General features: G+C 71.0%; 19 protein-coding genes and 1 riboswitch. Of the genes, 11 read left to right on the forward strand and 8 right to left on the reverse strand.

The annotated features are described in order from the left end of the window. The first annotated feature begins 44 nt into the window (after positions 1 to 44). The 7 genes from QRN44_RS00215 (at position 45) to QRN44_RS00245 (ending at position 6,207) form a co-directional block, all read left to right on the forward strand. Positions 45 to 605, forward strand: coding sequence for an RNA polymerase sigma factor (locus tag QRN44_RS00215; protein ID WP_079003304.1), 561 nt, complete (start codon positions 45 to 47; stop codon positions 603 to 605). Continuing rightward, entirely contained in the window at positions 602 to 1,219 is a 618-nt protein-coding gene (locus QRN44_RS00220) for an Asp23/Gls24 family envelope stress response protein (protein WP_285037974.1), read from the forward strand. Before QRN44_RS00215 ends, QRN44_RS00220 begins: the two co-directional genes overlap by 4 nt. Continuing rightward, on the forward strand, positions 1,212 to 1,580 hold the full coding sequence (locus tag QRN44_RS00225; RefSeq protein WP_175117267.1) for a hypothetical protein: 369 nt from the start codon (positions 1,212 to 1,214) through the stop codon (positions 1,578 to 1,580). Before QRN44_RS00220 ends, QRN44_RS00225 begins: the two co-directional genes overlap by 8 nt. A gap of 380 nt (positions 1,581 to 1,960) precedes the next feature. After that, a complete protein-coding gene (locus QRN44_RS00230) occupies positions 1,961 to 2,392 on the forward strand; it encodes a MarR family winged helix-turn-helix transcriptional regulator (protein WP_285037975.1) in 432 nt (143 codons plus the stop codon). 89 nt (positions 2,393 to 2,481) lie between these two features. After that, positions 2,482 to 3,984 (forward strand): DNA-3-methyladenine glycosylase 2, encoded by a 1,503-nt coding sequence (locus QRN44_RS00235; RefSeq protein WP_285037976.1) that lies wholly within the window; start codon positions 2,482 to 2,484, stop codon positions 3,982 to 3,984. Next, positions 3,981 to 4,541, forward strand: a complete 561-nt coding sequence (locus QRN44_RS00240; protein WP_121292599.1) for a methylated-DNA--[protein]-cysteine S-methyltransferase — start codon at positions 3,981 to 3,983, stop codon at positions 4,539 to 4,541. The genes QRN44_RS00235 and QRN44_RS00240 overlap by 4 nt, the downstream gene beginning before the upstream one ends. A 295-nt stretch (positions 4,542 to 4,836) precedes the next feature. After that, positions 4,837 to 6,207 carry a cryptochrome/photolyase family protein gene (locus tag QRN44_RS00245; RefSeq protein ID WP_285037977.1) on the forward strand — a complete coding sequence of 457 codons (1,371 nt, stop codon included), beginning with the start codon at positions 4,837 to 4,839 and terminating at the stop codon, positions 6,205 to 6,207. Between the two features lie 115 nt (positions 6,208 to 6,322). Here QRN44_RS00245 and QRN44_RS00250 read toward each other — a convergent pair whose 3' ends face one another. Further along, positions 6,323 to 6,979 (reverse strand): response regulator transcription factor, encoded by a 657-nt coding sequence (locus QRN44_RS00250; protein WP_285037978.1) that lies wholly within the window; start codon positions 6,977 to 6,979, stop codon positions 6,323 to 6,325. Further along, positions 6,972 to 8,237 (reverse strand): sensor histidine kinase, encoded by a 1,266-nt coding sequence (locus QRN44_RS00255; RefSeq protein WP_285037979.1) that lies wholly within the window; start codon positions 8,235 to 8,237, stop codon positions 6,972 to 6,974. The genes QRN44_RS00250 and QRN44_RS00255 overlap by 8 nt, the downstream gene beginning before the upstream one ends. Positions 8,238 to 8,413: 176 nt before the next feature. Here QRN44_RS00255 and QRN44_RS00260 point away from each other — a divergent pair, with 176 nt between their 5' ends. The 3 genes from QRN44_RS00260 (at position 8,414) to QRN44_RS00270 (ending at position 10,718) form a co-directional block, all read left to right on the forward strand. Beyond that, complete coding sequence (locus tag QRN44_RS00260; protein ID WP_285037980.1) at positions 8,414 to 9,499, forward strand: ABC transporter permease; 1,086 nt, start codon at positions 8,414 to 8,416, stop codon at positions 9,497 to 9,499. A gap of 61 nt (positions 9,500 to 9,560) precedes the next feature. Next, entirely contained in the window at positions 9,561 to 10,265 is a 705-nt protein-coding gene (locus QRN44_RS00265; protein ID WP_175117258.1) for an ABC transporter ATP-binding protein, read from the forward strand. Positions 10,266 to 10,316: 51 nt separating this feature from the next. Continuing rightward, positions 10,317 to 10,718, forward strand: a complete 402-nt coding sequence (locus QRN44_RS00270) for a hypothetical protein (RefSeq protein WP_285037981.1) — start codon at positions 10,317 to 10,319, stop codon at positions 10,716 to 10,718. Positions 10,719 to 10,826: 108 nt separating this feature from the next. Here QRN44_RS00270 and ppnP read toward each other — a convergent pair whose 3' ends face one another. From ppnP to thiM, 4 genes are all read right to left on the reverse strand, one after another. Further along, on the reverse strand, positions 10,827 to 11,123 hold the full coding sequence (gene ppnP, locus QRN44_RS00275; protein ID WP_064296149.1) for a pyrimidine/purine nucleoside phosphorylase: 297 nt from the start codon (positions 11,121 to 11,123) through the stop codon (positions 10,827 to 10,829). A 47-nt stretch (positions 11,124 to 11,170) separates the two neighbouring features. After that, entirely contained in the window at positions 11,171 to 12,739 is a 1,569-nt protein-coding gene (locus QRN44_RS00280) for a bifunctional hydroxymethylpyrimidine kinase/phosphomethylpyrimidine kinase (protein ID WP_285037982.1), read from the reverse strand. Continuing rightward, positions 12,736 to 13,446, reverse strand: coding sequence for a thiamine phosphate synthase (thiE, locus tag QRN44_RS00285; protein ID WP_285037983.1), 711 nt, complete (start codon positions 13,444 to 13,446; stop codon positions 12,736 to 12,738). The genes QRN44_RS00280 and thiE overlap by 4 nt, the downstream gene beginning before the upstream one ends. Then, positions 13,443 to 14,294 carry a hydroxyethylthiazole kinase gene (gene thiM, locus QRN44_RS00290; RefSeq protein ID WP_285037984.1) on the reverse strand — a complete coding sequence of 284 codons (852 nt, stop codon included), beginning with the start codon at positions 14,292 to 14,294 and terminating at the stop codon, positions 13,443 to 13,445. The genes thiE and thiM overlap by 4 nt, the downstream gene beginning before the upstream one ends. Then, positions 14,286 to 14,386: riboswitch (TPP riboswitch) on the reverse strand. (Overlaps the previous gene by 9 nt.) A gap of 60 nt (positions 14,387 to 14,446) precedes the next feature. Between thiM and QRN44_RS00295 the strand changes: the two genes are divergently transcribed. Further along, a complete protein-coding gene (locus QRN44_RS00295; protein WP_121292583.1) occupies positions 14,447 to 14,968 on the forward strand; it encodes a DUF1622 domain-containing protein in 522 nt (173 codons plus the stop codon). A gap of 10 nt (positions 14,969 to 14,978) precedes the next feature. Here the strand turns inward: QRN44_RS00295 and QRN44_RS00300 are convergent, their stop codons facing one another. After that, entirely contained in the window at positions 14,979 to 15,662 is a 684-nt protein-coding gene (locus tag QRN44_RS00300; protein WP_071258626.1) for an HAD family hydrolase, read from the reverse strand. An 80-nt stretch (positions 15,663 to 15,742) separates the two neighbouring features. Further along, a complete protein-coding gene (locus QRN44_RS00305) occupies positions 15,743 to 17,020 on the reverse strand; it encodes a CDP-alcohol phosphatidyltransferase family protein (protein ID WP_285037985.1) in 1,278 nt (425 codons plus the stop codon). Between the last annotated feature and the right edge of the window lie 45 nt (positions 17,021 to 17,065).

Raw genomic sequence — 17,065 nt, forward strand, 5'->3', positions numbered from 1 at the left:
TCGGGCCGGAACAGAGAGGTGGTGCGACGGTGGGAGCTGATCCAGTGCGCACATCGGCCGGCCTCCTCGAGCAGGCGACCGACCGCACCCTCGTCGAACGGTGCGTCGACGGCGACACCCGCGCGTTCCAGGTGCTCATCACGCGCTACGGCCGGATGATGAAGGCGTACGCCGTGCGACTCACGCGTTCCTCGGCGGACGGCGACGACGTCGTCCAGGAGGCGCTCATCTCGGCCTGGAAGCGGATCGACACGCTCGAGGACGGCGCGATGGTCAAGAGCTGGCTGATGCGCATCGTCAGCCGTCGGGCGATCGACCTCATGCGGCAGCGCAAGGACACCGAGTCGACCGACGACGCCATCATCGAGGCCCCGGAGCGCGACGGACCCGAACGGAAGGCCGAGGCATCGTCGCAGCTGGGAGCACTGTCAGCAGCACTCGACAGACTGCCGCACGGACAGCACCAGGCTTGGGTGCTCCGAGAGATCGGCGGATACTCGTACGAGGAGATCGCCGAACAACTGGGGCAGAGCGTCGCCAGCGTCCGAGGGAGTCTCGCACGGGCTCGGGCGACACTGGTCAAGGAGATGGAGGGGTGGCGATGAACACCGATATTCCGGGCCCCGGACCGGGTGAGCCGAGCGGCTGCGCGCACGGCATCGACGCCCTCACGGATTACCTCGAACGCGACATGCTGCCGGCCGACCCGTCGATCGACGACTCACCGGAATGCCAGCGGATCCTCCGGTCGCTTCGACGTGTCCGCGCGCTGGCCACGCCCTTGCGGGAGGCGGACGAGGCGGCGGTCACCGCGCTCGACCAGGACTGGATCCGCGGGATCATGGAGAACATCGGCCGCGAGGCGAAGGCCGGGCGCGACATCCCGTTCGCCGCATCCGACGACGACGCGGCGCTCGTCATCACGGAGGGCACGGTCCGCGGGCTGGTCCGCGGTGCCGGCGACCGCACCCCCGGCGTGCTCGTGGGTCGCTGCGTGCTCGAGGGCGACGTCACCGTGGTCGGCGAACCGATCATGCTCCATGTCACCGTGAGCATCGGTTGGGGCAAGTCGGTCGCCGAGACGGTCTCGCTGTTCCGCGAGGAGGTCGCAGCCAGCCTCCAGCAGCACACGGACCTCGTCGTGGCAGGACTCGACATCGTCGTCGACGACCTGCACTTCGAGGCCGACGAGATCGGAGAGGTGGGGGACGATGCATGACCTGACGGAGACGGACGACGATCTCGGAGCGCTCGCGAGCTCACTCGACGACGTGGTGCTGGCGGTACCGGGCGTCGAGGGGTTGACCGCCGTCGAGCCCACGCTGCTCCGGGCCGCCAAGGAGGGCGTCGGAGCACTGCTCGGCTCGACCGACCAGCAGACACGGGTGAGCGTCAGGCGCGTCAGAGGCGTCCTGACCGTCCACACCAACATCTCCGTGGCAGCTGAGGCGGCCTCCCCCGCCGTCGCGCAGGCGGTCCACCGCGCCATCGCGGACCGGCTCCCCTCGTCCCCCGGCGAGGGCGCCCCGTCCATCACCGTCCGCGTGATCGACGTCGTCCCGAGCGGCTCCCAGGACTGACCCGACGGCAGGAGGTCCGCGCTGCGACAGGAACGCGGATCGGCTTGCGTCCGGCTTCCTGGGGTTCGTCCTGCGTTCGCGCTCCGCGCTGGTAGCGCACTCGGACAACTCCCAGTAAAAATAACGTTCTGATAACTACCGCTCGTTACCGATCCGTTATATGGTTTTGGAACGTTAGTTGTTTTGCTGTGGCAGCTGACGGAATGTGATTGCAGGACACTCTTGGTGCAAGGGAAAGAGAGCCGGTCGTAGCCTCTGCGACCGGCTCTCGTCATGTCCGGAGACGATACGGATCGCAACCACCTCGTCCCGACGCGCGGCTCGACGTCCGTCCAGGATAGATTCAGGTGGTGGATCGTCGGACGGCAGCGGGAGCAGGTATGGACGAGAGGCGACTCGCGATCGCCGCGTGGGAGTCACTCTTCCGCGCGCAGGTCGAGGTGATGCGCCACATCTCGCACGACTTCCCGAGCCACGGCATCTCACTCAACGAGTACGACGTCCTGCACACGATGTCGCGGGAGCCCGATCGTCGCATCCGTCTGCGTGACCTCAACTCGAGTGTGCTGCTCTCGCAGCCGAGCATCAGCCGTCTGGTCGACCGGCTCGTCGCGCGCGGGCTGGTCGGCAAATGCCCCGACCCGGACGACGGCCGCGGCACCCTCGTCCGCATGACCGACGCGGGATACGAGGTCTACCGTGCGGTCGCCATCGCCCACGGTGCGACGATCGCCGAACGCGTGACCACCTCGCTCAGCCCGCAGGAGATGGCGACCCTCGCGGCGCTCAGCGACAAGCTCCGCGGAGCGTGAGCCGCGCCGACTGACCCGGCGCGGACGGCCCCCACTGTCGTGTCCGATTTCCGCTCGTCCGACCCGGTGGCGCGTGTCAGACTCGGATCATGGACGACACCCGGAGCATGGACTTCGCCGAACGCTACCGCGCGATCCAAGCCCGCGACCAGCGCTTCGACGGGCAGTTCATCACGGCCGTGAGCTCCACGGGGATCTACTGCCGGCCGTCCTGCCCGGCTCGGACCCCGAAGCCGGAGAACGTCACCTTCTACGCGACGAGCGCTGCAGCGCACGAGGCCGGTTTCCGCGCGTGCAAACGGTGCCTGCCCGAGGCCGTCCCGGGCACGCCCGCCTGGAACCTCGGTAACGACGTCGCCGCGCGCAGCATGCGCCTCATCGCCGACGGCGTCGTCGAACGCGAGGGTGTCCCCGGGCTCGCCTCGCGTCTCGGGTACTCGAGCCGCCATCTGACGCGGATCCTCAGCGCCGAGCTGGGCGCGGGTCCACTCGCGCTGGCACGTGCCCACCGTGCGCAGGGTGCTCGACAGCTGCTGACCGGCACCGACCTCCCCTTCGGCGACATCGCCTTCGCCGCCGGATTCTCGAGCATCCGGCAGTTCAACGACACGATGCGGGAGGTGTTCGAGCTCACCCCCGGTGAGCTGCGCGCGAAACACCGGACGGTCGGCGAACACGCCCCCGGCTCGATCACCCTGACCCTGCCGTTCCGCCGCCCGTTCGACGCCGCGGGCGTCTTCGCGTGGCTCGCCCCACGGGCGGTGGACGGCGTCGAGCTCGCGGGCCCCGACCACTACGCCCGGCTCCTCGCCCTCCCCGGTGGCACGGCGTGGTTCGAAGTCCGGCAGGTCGGCGACGACCTCCGACTCACGGCCGAGGTGACGGACCTCGCCGATCTGCCGGTGCTCGTCTCGCGGGTCCGTCGGCTCTTCGACCTCGACGCCGATCCCACGTCCGCCGACGCCGTCCTCGCGACGGACCCGCGTCTCGCCGCCTCGGTCGCGGCCACACCGGGCATCCGACTCCCCGGGGCGGTCGACCCGGAGGAGATGCTGGTCCGGGCGATGGTCGGGCAGCAGATCACCGTGGCCGCGGCGCGCACCCAGCTCCGTCGTCTCGCTGACGAGGTGAGCACGACGGTCCCCGAACGACACGGACTGCACCGGCTCTTCCCGACGGCGACGCAGATCGCGAACGGCGGGGAGGCCGCACTCGTCGGGCCCCGAGCGCGGATCGACAGCCTGCTCGGCGTCGCGCGGGCACTCGTGTCCGGTGAACTCGCGATCGGCTTCGGTGACGACCGTGACGAGCTCCGAGCCCGCCTGCTCGCGATGAAGGGGATCGGTCCGTGGACGGCCGACTACGTCAGCATGCGGGTGCTCGGCAACCCCGACGCCTTCCTGCCCGGCGACGTCGCCGTCCGCACGGGTGCGGGCCGGCTCGGTCTGCCCTCCGACGCGCGCACGCTCACCGCGGAAGCGGACGCTTTCGCCCCGTGGCGTTCCTACCTCTGCCTCCATCTGTGGAAGGCGGCCTCCACACCGGCACCGTCCTCCGCACCATCAGCCCTCGAGAAAGGTCCAGCAGCATGACCACCATCATCTCCAGCACGAGGATCCGCGGCGGTGACGGCCACGCGTCCGGCGCACGGCTCACCGCGACCACCCAGACCGTCGACACCCCCGACGGCCCCTTCACGATCCTCGCGCGCGAGGACGGGGCGGTGCTCTCCTCAGGGTGGTCCGACGACATCGGCGTCATGCTCGAACGGATCCGACCCGCCGACCGCCCCGGCGAGACGGTGGCGGGGACGATCGGGGCGATGGACGCCGTCCGCGCGTACTACGACGGCGACCTGACGGCGATCGACGTGGTGCCGGTCGCCCAGTTCGGCGGCCCGTTCCGCACGCACGCCTGGACGGTGCTGCGGACGATCGCCGCGGGACACCCGGTGACCTACACGGAGTTCGCGGCGGCGAGCGGGCGGCCGTCGGCGGTCCGCGCTGCGGCGAGCGCGTGCGCGACGAACGCGCCCGCCCTGTTCGTCCCGTGCCACCGGGTCCTCCGGACCGACGGGACGCTCGGCGGGTTCGCCTGGGGACTCGACGTCAAGCGGTCGCTGCTCGACCGCGAGGCCGCGCTCAGCTGAGCGCACCGGGGAAGAGGGGTCACGGTGCCTGAGTACCCGTCCACGGTCCTTTGATACTCGTCCTCGGTCCCTGAGCCTGTCGAAGGGCGGCGTCAGCCCGTGGGCACTTCGACAAGCTCAGTGACCGGAGGATGGCTCAGTGACCGGAGGATGGCTCAGTGACCGGCGGATGGCACAGCGACCGGAGGAGGGCTCACGACCGGAGGAGGGCGCCGCGACCAGGCGGCCGATGACCGGAATGGGCGGGTCCGGTCAACCCCACGGCTCGGACGGATCGTCCGCGTAGGCTGACGGCATGGCTGCCGCACCGACGATCGTATGGTTCCGTGACGACCTCCGCCTGGCGGACAATCCCGCACTGCACGCGGCGGTCGAGCTCGGTTCCCCGATCCTCTGCCTGTTCGTGCTCGACGACAGCGAGGAGCTGCGACCGCTCGGCGGGGCGTCCCGCTGGTGGCTCCACCACAGCCTCGAAGCCCTCGGAGACGACATCCGTGGTCTCGGCGGCACGCTGCTCCTCCGATCCGGACGTGCGGCGACCATCGTGCCCGAACTCGCCCACTCGATCGGCGCCGGCGCCGTCCTGTGGAACCGTCGCTACGGCGCGGTCGAGCGGGAGATCGACGCCGGGATCAAGTCGGAGCTGAAGGATGCCGGCCTCGACGCCCGCAGCTTCGCCGCGAACCTCCTCGCCGAGCCGTGGGAGATCGTCACCGGCCAGGGCCAGCCGTACTCCGTGTTCACCCCGTTCTGGAAGGCGTCGCTCCAGCGACACGCGGCGAACCCGCCGAGGCACCCGCTCCCCGCGCCCACCACGTTGACGTCGATGCCGAAGGCGCCCGCCGGCGACGAGCTCGAGTCCTGGGACCTGCTCCCGACGAAGCCCGACTGGGCTGGGGGACTGCGCGAGCAGTGGACGCCGGGCGAGGCAGGCGCCGACGCACGGCTCGCCGACTTCCTCGGCGGCGGTGTCTCCGGGTACACGGAGGATCGCGACTACCCGGCACAACCGTCGACCTCGGGGCTGTCCCCGCACCTCCGCTTCGGCGAGATCAGCTCGCCGCAGATCTGGCACGCCGCCCGCGACGGCCGCCGACACCTCGGCGACGACGGCGCCACCTTCCTCAAGGAGCTCGGCTGGCGCGAGTTCGCCTACCACTGCCTCTACGCCTTCCCCGACCTCGCGACGCGCAACTGGCGTCAGGCCTTCGACCGGTTCCCCTGGCCGGACGTCGACCAGGAGGCGTTCGACGCGTGGAAGACCGGCAAGACCGGGATCCCGCTCGTCGACGCCGGCATGCGGGAGTTGTGGGCGACGGGCACCATGCACAACCGGATCCGGATGGTGACGGCGTCGTTCCTCACCAAGAACCTGCTCATCCACTGGAAGCTCGGCGAGGACTGGTTCTGGGACACGCTCGTCGACGCCGACCCGGCGTCCAACCCCTTCAACTGGCAGTGGGTGGCCGGCAGCGGCTTCGACGCCTCGCCCTACTTCCGGATCTTCAACCCCGAGCGGCAGCGCGAACGCTTCGACGCCGACGACGCGTACATCAAGCGGTGGGTGCCCGAGTTCGGGACGGACGACTACCCCGAGCCGATCGTCGACCTCGGCGAGACGAGGCAGGCTGCGCTCGCGGCGTACGAGCAGGTCAAGGGGGCGTAACTCCGGGACGTCGTCCTGCGACACTTCGACAAGCTCAGTGACCGGGGTGGGACTCAGTGACCGGGGTTGGGCTCAGTGACCGGATGCGCCGGTCCCTGAGCCTGTCGAAGGGCGCTCAGCGGGAGCGGAAGAGACCGGCGCGCTGGGCCGCGGCGATCGCCGCCGAGCGGTTCGACACGTCGAGCTTCGTGTAGATGTGCGCGAGGTGCGACTTCACCGTCGTCTCCCCGACATGCAGTCGCCCGGCGATCTCGAGGTTGGTGAGCCCCTCGGCCGCCCGCGCGAGCACCTCGATCTCCCGCGCGCTCAGCGCCTGTTGCGGTGCACTCACCCGGGCGACCAGACGGGTCGCCACCGCCGGCCCGAGCACCGAGTTCCCGCCGGCCGCCGAGCGGATGCCGTCGATGAGGTCCTCCGGGGCGGCGTCCTTCAACAGGTACCCCGCGGCTCCGGCTTCGATCGCGCCGAGGATGTCGGCGTCGGAGTCGTAGTTCGTCAGCACGAGGACCGACGGGCCGCCCGGCAGCGACGCGATCTCCCTCGTCGCATCGATCCCCGTCGGACCGTCGCCGAAGCTCAGATCCATGAGGACGAGGTCGGCGCCGGGTGCGGCGGCCACAGCCTCGGCTGAGATCGATGCGGTCCCGACCACCTCGATGTCGGCGATCGGCGCGAGCACCGCGAGGAGTCCGGCTCGGACGATCGGGTGGTCGTCCGCCACCACGACCCGGATGACCGGCGGCTCGCCGACAACGGTCGCATCGTCACGCATGGGTGTCCCCTTCCGCTCCTGGTGCCGCGAACCGCACGGTGATGGTCGTGCCGGCGCCCGGCGCACTGCGCACCTCGACCTCGCCACCCAGTTCGGTGATGCGGCGGCGCATGGACGTCATGCCGAACGGACCGCCCGCAGTGCGCTCGGCGACCCTCGCCGGATCGAACCCCACCCCGTCGTCGTCGATGTCGAGGATGACCTCCTCGTCGAGGTAGGTGAGGGTGACGTCCGCCCGGCTCGCTCCGGCATGCCGGACGACGTTCGCGAGACTGCTCTGCGCAGCCCGGAGGAGCGCGGTCGTCACCGGCGTGCCGAGGACGAACGCATCGCCGGTGACCGTCGTGGAGACCGGCGTGCCGCTCTGGGCGGTCGTCGTCTCGGCGAGCCGACCGAGCGCGTCCGCGATCGTCGCACCCACCAACGCCGGCGGGCTCAGCTCGTCGATGAGGCTGCGCGTCTCGGCGAGGGCCGTCGCCGCGGCGTCCCGGGCCAGCCCGATGTGCGAACGCAGCTGCTCCGTGCCCGGGTGCTCGGCGGCGGAGCGTTCGGCCGCGTGCAGGAGCAGTTGGATGCTCGACAGGGCCTGGGCGACCGTGTCGTGGAGGTCTGCGGCGAGGCGCTCGCGCTCCGCCAGCTTGCCCGCCTGCCGCCCCCGCTCGGCGAGCTCCTCGCGTGCCGCGACGAGCTCGACGATGAGTCGCTCCCGCTCGGACGCCTCCCGGGCCAGCGCCTCGTAGCCGAGTCCGATCGCGACGGCCACGGCCGCACCGACGAGCGGGCCGACGACTCCTCCGACGCTGAAGCCGGCGTGCAGGCCGATCGCCACGACCGCGGCGACGGTGGCGATCACGACGGCGGGCACCGCGACGGCCCTGGGCAGGAGGTGCAGATAGAGGAAGAACAACGGGAAGACCAGGTAGGCGGCATCCGGGCTGAGGAGGACGAGGACCACCCACTCGACGCTGAGCAGCACCAGCCACGCGAGGACGGACACCCGACCTCGACGCACACCGACAGGAGCAGCGTCGCGATCGGTGGTGCCGCTGACGGCCACCGCTCGGCGGACCCGACCGCCGAGGATCGCGCCCGCGGCGTAGCTGAGCAGCATGACGACGGCGAGGACGATCGCCGCGAGGGCCGCCTTGCCACCGACCGAGACGGATCGCGCGATCACGAACACGATGAGTGCGGTGACGAGGCCGTGGAGGCCGAGCTGCAGGCCGGTGAACACGGGGCTGAGTGCCGAGTGCTTCATCCGCCCAGCGTACGGCGGGGATCGTCCTCGCGAATCATCAGAAAGGTGGAACGGCGCCTCCACCCGACAGCGCCGGAGGACCGTCCCGTCCGACGATGCCCTGGGTCGGCGACGCGACGAGGCTGGAATCCTGCCGCATCACGGAGACGCCGTCGGGCGGCTGACAAGGAGTCCCCATGTTCGTCGCCTGGCGCGACATGCGCTTCGCCACCGGTCGCTTCGTGCTGATCGGGGCGGTCGTCGCCCTCATCACCCTGCTCGTCGGATTCCTCAGCGGCCTCACCGCGGGACTGGCGAACCAGAACATCTCGGCGATCACCGGGCTGGGTGCGTCGAGCATCGTCCTTGCGGCCCCGTCCGACGGCGAGCAGGCGACGTTCGCGGACTCCGCGATTGGCGCGGACGCGGCCACGACGTGGGCTGCGGTCCCCGGAGTCGACGGTGTCCAGGAGCTCGGCATCAGCCAGACGCGGATGACCACGGACGATGCGCGCACCTCCGTGGCGCTGTTCGGGATCAGTGGTGACGCCGTCGCGGGTCGCGCCGCCGACGTGCCCGCCGACGGGACCGCCAGCCTGAGTCGGACCGCCGCGGAGACCCTCCACGTCTCCCGAGGCGACACCGTCTCCATCGCCGGCAGCGAACTCGAGGTCGGTGCGGTCGTCGACGACCAGTGGTACAGCCACACGCCGGTCGTCTGGACGAGCCTGGCCGAGTGGCGGTCGCTGCAGGCTGCGCAAGGGTCCCCCGGCGACGGAGCGACCGCGCTCGCCATCACCGGGAACCCGAGCGCCGAAGCGGTGACGGAGGCGGAGCAGGCCACCGGCACGGTGTCGAAGGACGTCCTGTCGTCCTTGCTCGCGATCGGCTCGTTCCGCTCCGAGATCGGATCGCTCCTCCTCATGGTCGCCATGCTGTTCGGGATCTCCGCGCTCGTCATCGGAGCCTTCTTCACGGTGTGGACCATGCAGCGCGCGGGCGACGTGGCGATCCTCAAAGCGCTGGGCGCGACAACCCGTCGGCTGTCGCTCGATGCGCTCGGCCAGGCGCTCGTCCTCCTCGTCATCGGTGTCGGGTTCGGCATCGGCATCACCGCCGCACTCGGTTCCGCGGCGGGCACGGCACTGCCCTTCGTGCTCAGCCCATTGACGACGCTCGTGCCCGGGGTGATCATGATCGTCCTCGGTCTGATCGGAGCGGCGTTCGCCCTGCGGTCCATCCTCTCGGCCGACCCGCTGACCGCGCTCGGCGGCAACCGGTGAACGCGCCCGACCTCCCTGTCTCCTTCCTCGCACCCGCCCTCGTCACCACCGGAGTCTCCGCATGATCTCGCTCACCGACGTCACCCTCACCTTCCCCGACGGCGACCACCGCGTCACCGCCGTCGACCACGCGACCCTCACCGTCCCGGCCGGGACCGTCTCCGCGCTCACCGGGCCATCGGGCTCCGGGAAGTCGAGTGTGCTCGCCGTCGCAGCCGGCCTCATCCGGCCCGACAGCGGTCTGGTGGAGGTGGCGGGGGTCGACGTCACCTCCCTCCACCGCCGTGCGGCCACGGACTTCCGTCGCACGAGGCTCGGCATCGTGTTCCAGCAGGCCAATCTGCTGCCGTCACTCACGGCCCTCGAGCAGCTGTGCGTCCTCGGGACGCTCGGCGGCCGCACGTCGCGGGCCGACCGGACGCGCACCCGCGAGCGGGCAGCGATGCTGCTCGCCGCCGTCGGGCTCGGCGACCAGGCCGGCAAGCGGCCGCATCAGCTCTCGGGTGGTCAGCGGCAGCGGGTCAACATCGCGCGCGCCCTGATGAACGAGCCCGACGCCCTCGTCGTGGATGAGCCGACCAGTGCGCTCGACCACGAGCGGGGATCCGAGATCATCGAGCTCATCCTCGAACTCACCGCGACCTCGGGCGCCGCGACGCTGCTGGTCACCCACGATCGGAGCCACCTCGACCGCATGGACCAGGTGCTCGTCATGGAGGACGGTCGACTCAGCGCCGCCGCCGACGCGCTGGCCCTGCGGTCCTGAGGTCCACCGTCGCCCGGCGGTAGGGTGAGGTCACGTCGAGAGAGGATCGCCATGCGCCGTGCCACCCGTGGGCTGACCGTGATCGCGATCGTCGGAGCGGTGCTCGGCGCGAGCGCCTGCACCGGTGGCGCGGACTCACCCTCCGGTCAGAGCTCCGCGAGCCAGGCCGGCGTGATCGCACCCGTCATCGTGCAGCTCGTCGATCAGGACGGCCGCACCGTCACCGTCGGCCTCGACAACGTGGTGGACCTCGTCGCCGTCGATCCGACCGTGTGGTCCGCGGAGATCGAGGATCCGTCGATCGCGGAGTACGTGCCGGGCGGCTCCCGCGGCGGCGCGTCCTTCAACCCCGGTCTGCAGCCGCTCGAGGTCGGGAGCACGACGGTGACACTGACGAACAGCTCAGACGATTCGACCGTCGTCCTCACGCTCGAGGTCGTCGACCGGTCCTGAGCCGGGACACTCGGACGAACCGAACCGGCCCCTGAGCCGTTCGGAGGGCGCACCCCAACCGGTCCCTGCGCTGCGCCGCACTGAGCCTGTCGAAGTGTCGAAGGGCGTTCAGATGTTGAGGTAACGGCAGAGGTACGCCGTGGTGACCTCGACCTCGACCTGGAAGCTGCTGCTCCCCGGGACGCTGAACTGCGCGTCGGGCCCGAAGTCCTGCCACGCACTCGTGTTCGGCAGCAGCACGCGGAGCTTGCCGGAGATCACGGACATCTCCTCGGCCTTGCCCGTGGTGAAGGTGTACTCCCCCGGCTCCATCACTCCGACACTGGCCGACTCCGCACCGGGCTCGTTCGTGGTGAAGCCGATCGACTTCACGTTGCCGTCGAAGTACTCGTTGCTCGTCAGCATCAGGGGCCTCTCGTCGTGGTCCGGGACCGCGGCGGCGGATCCGGCCTTCATCGTATCGGCTCGGCGAAGAAGGCCTCCTCGTGAGCGGCCGAGGCGAGGAACGCCCGACGCATCGTGTCGCGGCCGGTCTCGTCCGCGCGAGCTGCCGCCCCGGCGACGATCTCGATCGCCCGGGCGTTCGCGGTCGCGAAGGAGGGGTCGGCGTAGGTGTCGAGCCACGCGGCGAACGGGTGCTCCGCGTGCGATGCGTCGACGAGCCGTTCACCGAGATCCTGGTAGATCCAGTAGCAGGGCAACACGGCGGCGACCACCCGCCCGTAGTCGCCGTCGACCGTCGCCGCGTGCAGGTGGTCGAGGTACGCCGTGGTCGTCGCCGACGGTTCCACCTCCATACCGCTCACGGCATACGCGCTGAGCCAGGTGCGGTGCAGCTCCATCTCGGCCTCGATCGAGCCCGCCGCGCCCGTCGCCCAGAACACCTGCTCCTCGGCCGTCGGAGCCAAGGCACTCGCTCGTGCGAGGACCCGGGAATACGCCCGCAGGTAGATCGCGTCCTGCTGCAGGTACCAGGCGAACCGGACCGGATCGAGGGTGCCGTCCGCGAGCGTGGTCACGAACGGCAGGTGATCGATCCGCGTCCGCACCTCGGCGATCTCCTCCCACCAGTCCGCGACGATGTCGGCACCGCCCTGCCGCCGTGAGGTCGTCCCGCCCGCTGCCCACAGCTCGGCGAAGTGGCTGATCGGACCGTTGCCCGAGCCGACCTCGAGCGCGTCCGCGTGCCGGAGGCTCGTCGTGAGCCACGCCTTCGCCTCGCCGAGCGCCACGGTCCAGGACCCCGACCGGGCGACGAGGGTGGCCATCGCGCTCGACAGGGAGCACCCGGTCCCATGGGTGTTCATCGTGTCGACCCGCGCACCGTCGAACTCGACGAGTGATCCGTCGTCGCCCAGACCACCGATGGCGTCGACGAGCGCATCCGGGCACGCGGTCGTCGACGCCAGGTGCCCGCCCTTCACGAGCACGATCACGCCCGCCTGCACCGAGACCCGTTCCGCCTGCGCGAGTGCGTCGGCCCAACTCGTCGCCACCGGTTCGTCCGCGAGGACGGCGAGCTCCGGCAGGTTCGGGGTCACGAGGTCGACGTGCGGCAGGAGCGCGCGCATTGCCGCTTCGGCGTCGCGGTGGAGGAGACGGTCGCCGCTCGTCGCCACCATCACCGGGTCGAGGACGACGGGTCCGGTCTCGGTCTCCTGCAGCCAGCTCGACACGGTGTCGATGATCGCGACATCGCCCAGCATCCCGATCTTGACCGCGTCGATCACCACGTCGTCCGCGACCGCGTCCAACTGCTCGCGAAGGAACCCGACGGGCGGAGTGTGCACGGACCGGACGCCCCGGGTGTTCTGCGCGACGAGCGCGGTGACGACCGCCATGCCGTATCCGCCGTTCGCGGCGATGCTCTTGAGATCGGTCTGGATCCCGGCGCCACCGGTCGGGTCGGTCCCGGCGATGCTCAGCACCCGGGGTGTCTCGCGGATCGTGACGGGTCGTCGACCGTGCACCCGGTTCGAGTTCGACGACACCGGCGTCGTGGACGGTTCAACGGCGCTCATGCCGAGACCTCGGTCCAGGCGCTGCGGAACGCCCGGGCGGCGGCCGCCGGATCGTCGGCGGCGCAGATGGCGGAGACGACGGCGAGACCAGCGGCGCCCGAGGCGTGGAGCTCGACCGTGTCGTCCAGTGACACCCCACCGATGGCGACGCACGGGAGCGGGGTCGCGGTGGCGATCGCGGCGAACCCCTCCACGCCGAGCGGCGCCGGGTGGTCCGGCTTCGTCGTCGTCGGGCGGATGACGCCGACGCCCAGGTAGTCGACCGTCCCGGGTGACAGCGCTGCGACCGCGTCGAGGTGCGCCGGGGTGTTCGCCGTCAGTCCCACGACGGCGGCCTGCCCCACGATACGACGCACGGCGTCGACCGGGAGATCGCTCTGACCCACGTGGACGCCGTGGACGACGGCACCGGCGGAACGGGCCGCGAGGAAGACGTCCACCCGGTCGTCGACGAGGAGCAGCGCCCGACCGGCGACGACCTCCGCCGCACGCACGGTCAGGTCGAACAGCGCTCGCGCCGACGCGGTCTTCTCCCGCAGCTGGACCGCGGTCACCCCGCCGTCGACGGCTCGGCGCACGACGTCGAGGACACCGCGATCCCCGCTGGCCGAGGCGTCCGTGACGAGGTAGGTGGCGATGCCGCGGCGCACGAGCTCGGCGTGCGAACGGGCCGCGAGGACCCGGTCCGCGGTGGTCGAGGCGCTCACGCGATCACCGCCAGGCTGCGGACGGTGTCGGCCTCGAGGAGGTGGAGGTGGTCGAGGAACGCGGGAGCGAAGGAGCCTGGGCCGCGGCTCTCCGCAGCCGCAAGCTGCGCGGCGACCGTGTATGCGGTGGTCGCCGCGACCGTCGTCAGCAACCGGTCGTCGTCGAGTGAGGCGAAGGCGGCGAGTACGGCACCGAGGGCACAGCCACCGCCCGTCACGAGGGTGAGCCAGGCGTGCCCGTTCGAGCAGCGGACGATGCGCTCACCGTCGGTGATGACGTCCGTCGGGCCGGAGATCGCGACGACGGCGCCCGAGGTGCGGGCGATCGCGGTGGCCGCCTCGATCGCGCTGTCGACCGAATCGGTGCTGTCGACCCCGCGACCGCCGGCGCCCAGTCCGGCGAGGGCGATGATCTCGCTGGCGTTGCCGCGGACGATCGTCGGCCGGAGGTCGAGGAGGTCGGCGGCGAGCGCCGTGCGCACCGGTAGGATGCCGACGGCCACGGGGTCGAGCACCCACGGTGTGCCGGCGTCGTTCGCGGCGGAGGCGGCCTCGACCATCGCCTCGCGCTGCTCCGCCTGCGGCGTCCCGAGATTGAGGAGCACCCCGGAGGCGATACGGGCGAACGGCCCGGCCTCGGTGGGGATGTCGGTCATCGCCGGGGCGGCGCCGATGGCGAGCAGCACGTTCGCGGTGAAGTTCGTCACCACGGCGTTCGTGATCGATTGGACGAGCGGCGTGCGCTCGCGCAGGCGCTCGAGGAGGTCCCCGGACGCGCTCGCGAACTCGCCGACGGACGAGTCGTCGGTGGACGGGTGGGCGGACTGCTGCGGTGTGCGAACGCTCATTCGCGACATCCCTTCGCTCGGACTAACGAGATCAGGTTCGACGGGTGTGTTCTCAGCCGATCGTCGTGGGATCGGCACCCCGTGTCACTCGCGACCACCCTAGCGGGTCGGCCCGGCTTCCCGTCCAGCGGGCGGGCGAGGATGATGGAGGGATGGACTTCTTCGAGCTGGTCACCATCGTCTTCGAGGTCGCCGGTGTCGGGGCGATGGTCGTGGGCTTCGTGATCGCCGTCACTCTCTCGGCCCGCCTGTGGTGGAGCACGCGCGACGGCGCTCGGGCCTTCCGGATGCTGCGGGAGACGATCGGCTCGGTCATCCTGCTCGGGCTGGAGATCCTCGTGGCCGCAGACCTCGTGAAGACGGTCACGTCGACGCCGTCGCTGACCGACGCGCTCGTCCTCGCGATCATCGTCGTCATCCGCACCCTGCTGAGCTTCTCCCTGCAGATCGAGATCGAAGGCACCCTCCCCTGGAGGCGCCTGGCGACGACCGGCCCGCAGTTGTTCGACCGCGCGGTCAAGCGCGGTGGCGAACGCACCCGACGTCGCGCCGAGGAGCAGGACGCCTCGGCCAAGGATCTCGAACCGTCCGATGCGACGCCGGCACCGACGGTCGCGGCGCAGCCGATCCCCGACGACGAGGACGGCTTCCCGGAGCTCCGCAGTCGCAGCTAGCGCGGCACGGCTAGCGTGCCGCGGAGGCCGCCCAGGTGTCGCGGATGAGGTCGGGCAGCAGGCGCATGTCGTCGAAGACGTGGGTGCCGTCGCCGATGAGCCGCTCGGCGGGCGTCATGCCGCCGGCGTAGGCGTAGACCGTCATGCCGGCCGCACGGGCAGCCAGGACGCCGACGACGCTGTCTTCGACGACCGCGCACCGCTCGGGGGCCGTGTCGAAGTCGGCGGCGGCGTGCAGGAACAGGTCGGGTGCGGGCTTGCCGACGGCGACGTCGGTCGCGCTGAAGATGCGCCCGTCGAAGCGATCGTGGATGCCCACCTGCCCGAGGTTGCGGACGACGTCGTGCAGCATCCCGTTCGAGGCGACGCACAGCGGCACCCCGGTCGCAGCGATACCGTCGAGGGCGTCGACGACCCCGTCGACCGCCTCGAGCTCACGTTCGCAGATGCCGCGGAACATGTCGCTCCAGCGCTGGATCCAGTCGGCCTCGAGCGGCTTCCCGAGGCGCTGCTCGACCAGCGTCGCGTACGTCTCGAGTGAGGCGCCGACGAAGAGCTCCCGCACCTCCGCCTCGGTGTAGTCGCCGCCGACCTCGTTGAGGAGCTGCAGGTTCACCCGGACGGAGATGCGTTCCGTGTCGACGAGCGTGCCGTCGCAGTCGAAGATGACGAGGTCCGGATAGTCGACTGGCATGCTCCGAGCCTAAACGACGCCGCCTGCGCTGTGGCCGTGTGCCATCCGGTGGGGGCCTCCGACGATGGTCGGCGCGGCGCTCAGCGGGCCGCGCGGACGCCCTGTCGCTGCCAGGTGACGACCATGCGTCGCGCATACTGGGTCGCTGCGACGAAGTGGCCGAGGAGTCCGAGCAGGATCGCCACGAACCCGACCCCGCCGAAGACCCGGTACAGCGCCGACGCCGGATCCCCGCCGCCGAGCGCGAGGCCCGTGAGCAGCGCGAAGAAGCCGACGAAGAGGAACACCGTCCGGATCTTGCCGGCGATGCTCACCGGCACCTCCGGCGTCCCGCGGAACGCGACGACGGCGACGAACGCGAGCAGGAGGTCGGGGACGATCATGACCACGAACACCTGCCATGGGATGATCTGCCCGATGGCGAACGATGCGGCGACCACGACCACGGTCAGGCGGTCGGCGACCCCGTCGAGCCAGGTGCCGAGCGCGGAGACCGTGCCCATGCGGCGCGCGATCTGCCCGTCGGCGACGTCGCTCAGGAACACCACCGCACCGACGACGAGCGCGGCCCAGTAGGAGCCGGTGATCACGAGGGCGGCGAAGACCGGTAGGAGGACGATACGTCCCGCCGTGATCGCGTTCGGCAGATTCTTCCAGTCGTCGTCGGAGAACAGCTGCGTCCGGAGGCGCGCGAGCGGCGTCTTCTCGTGCAGCGTCACCGGGATCATCGCCTCGTCACCGGGGATCGCGGCACCGCGGCGGAATCGGGCGATCGCGACGATCGTGACCACCACGACGAGCGCGAACAGCAGCACCCAGCCGGTGGCGCCGAGGTACTGGCGGACCGTGTCGAGCGTGGCACGGACGAGGGAGCCGACGCCGACGTAGACGGCGGACCAGAGGAGGGAGCCCAGCAGGGATGCCGCGAGGAACGACCGGTAGGGCACGCGGGCGACCCCCGCGGCGGTCGGTGTCAGGCATCGGAGCACGGGCACGAGCCGGGTGAGGAAGACGGCCTGGGCCCCGCGTCGCTCGAGCGCCTCGACCGCGCGGTCCCAGCCGTCGACACCGAGGCGCCGGATGACGGCCGAGTCACGGAGGCGGCCACCGGAACGACGACCGACGAGGTAGCCGAGCTGGTCCCCGAGCGACCCGCCGAGGGCGACCGCGAGGAACAGCACGAGGGCGCCGGGGGCGGAGTCGAGCATGGCCGAGAGGAGGAGCACCACCGGTTCACCGGGGACGACGAGGCCGAGCCAGAGGCCGGACTCGGCGGTCGTGAACAGGAGCCCGAGGAGCCAGATCAGCGGATCGGGCAGCGCCGTCGCGGCGTCGTTCACCCACCCGATGATGTCCACGGATCCCCGTTCAGCAGTGCGATCCGCACTCCTGGGTGGGGCGCG

The organism is Plantibacter sp. lyk4-40-MEA-4 (assembly GCF_030209415.1).
Lineage (GTDB): Bacteria > Actinomycetota > Actinomycetes > Actinomycetales > Microbacteriaceae > Plantibacter > Plantibacter flavus_A.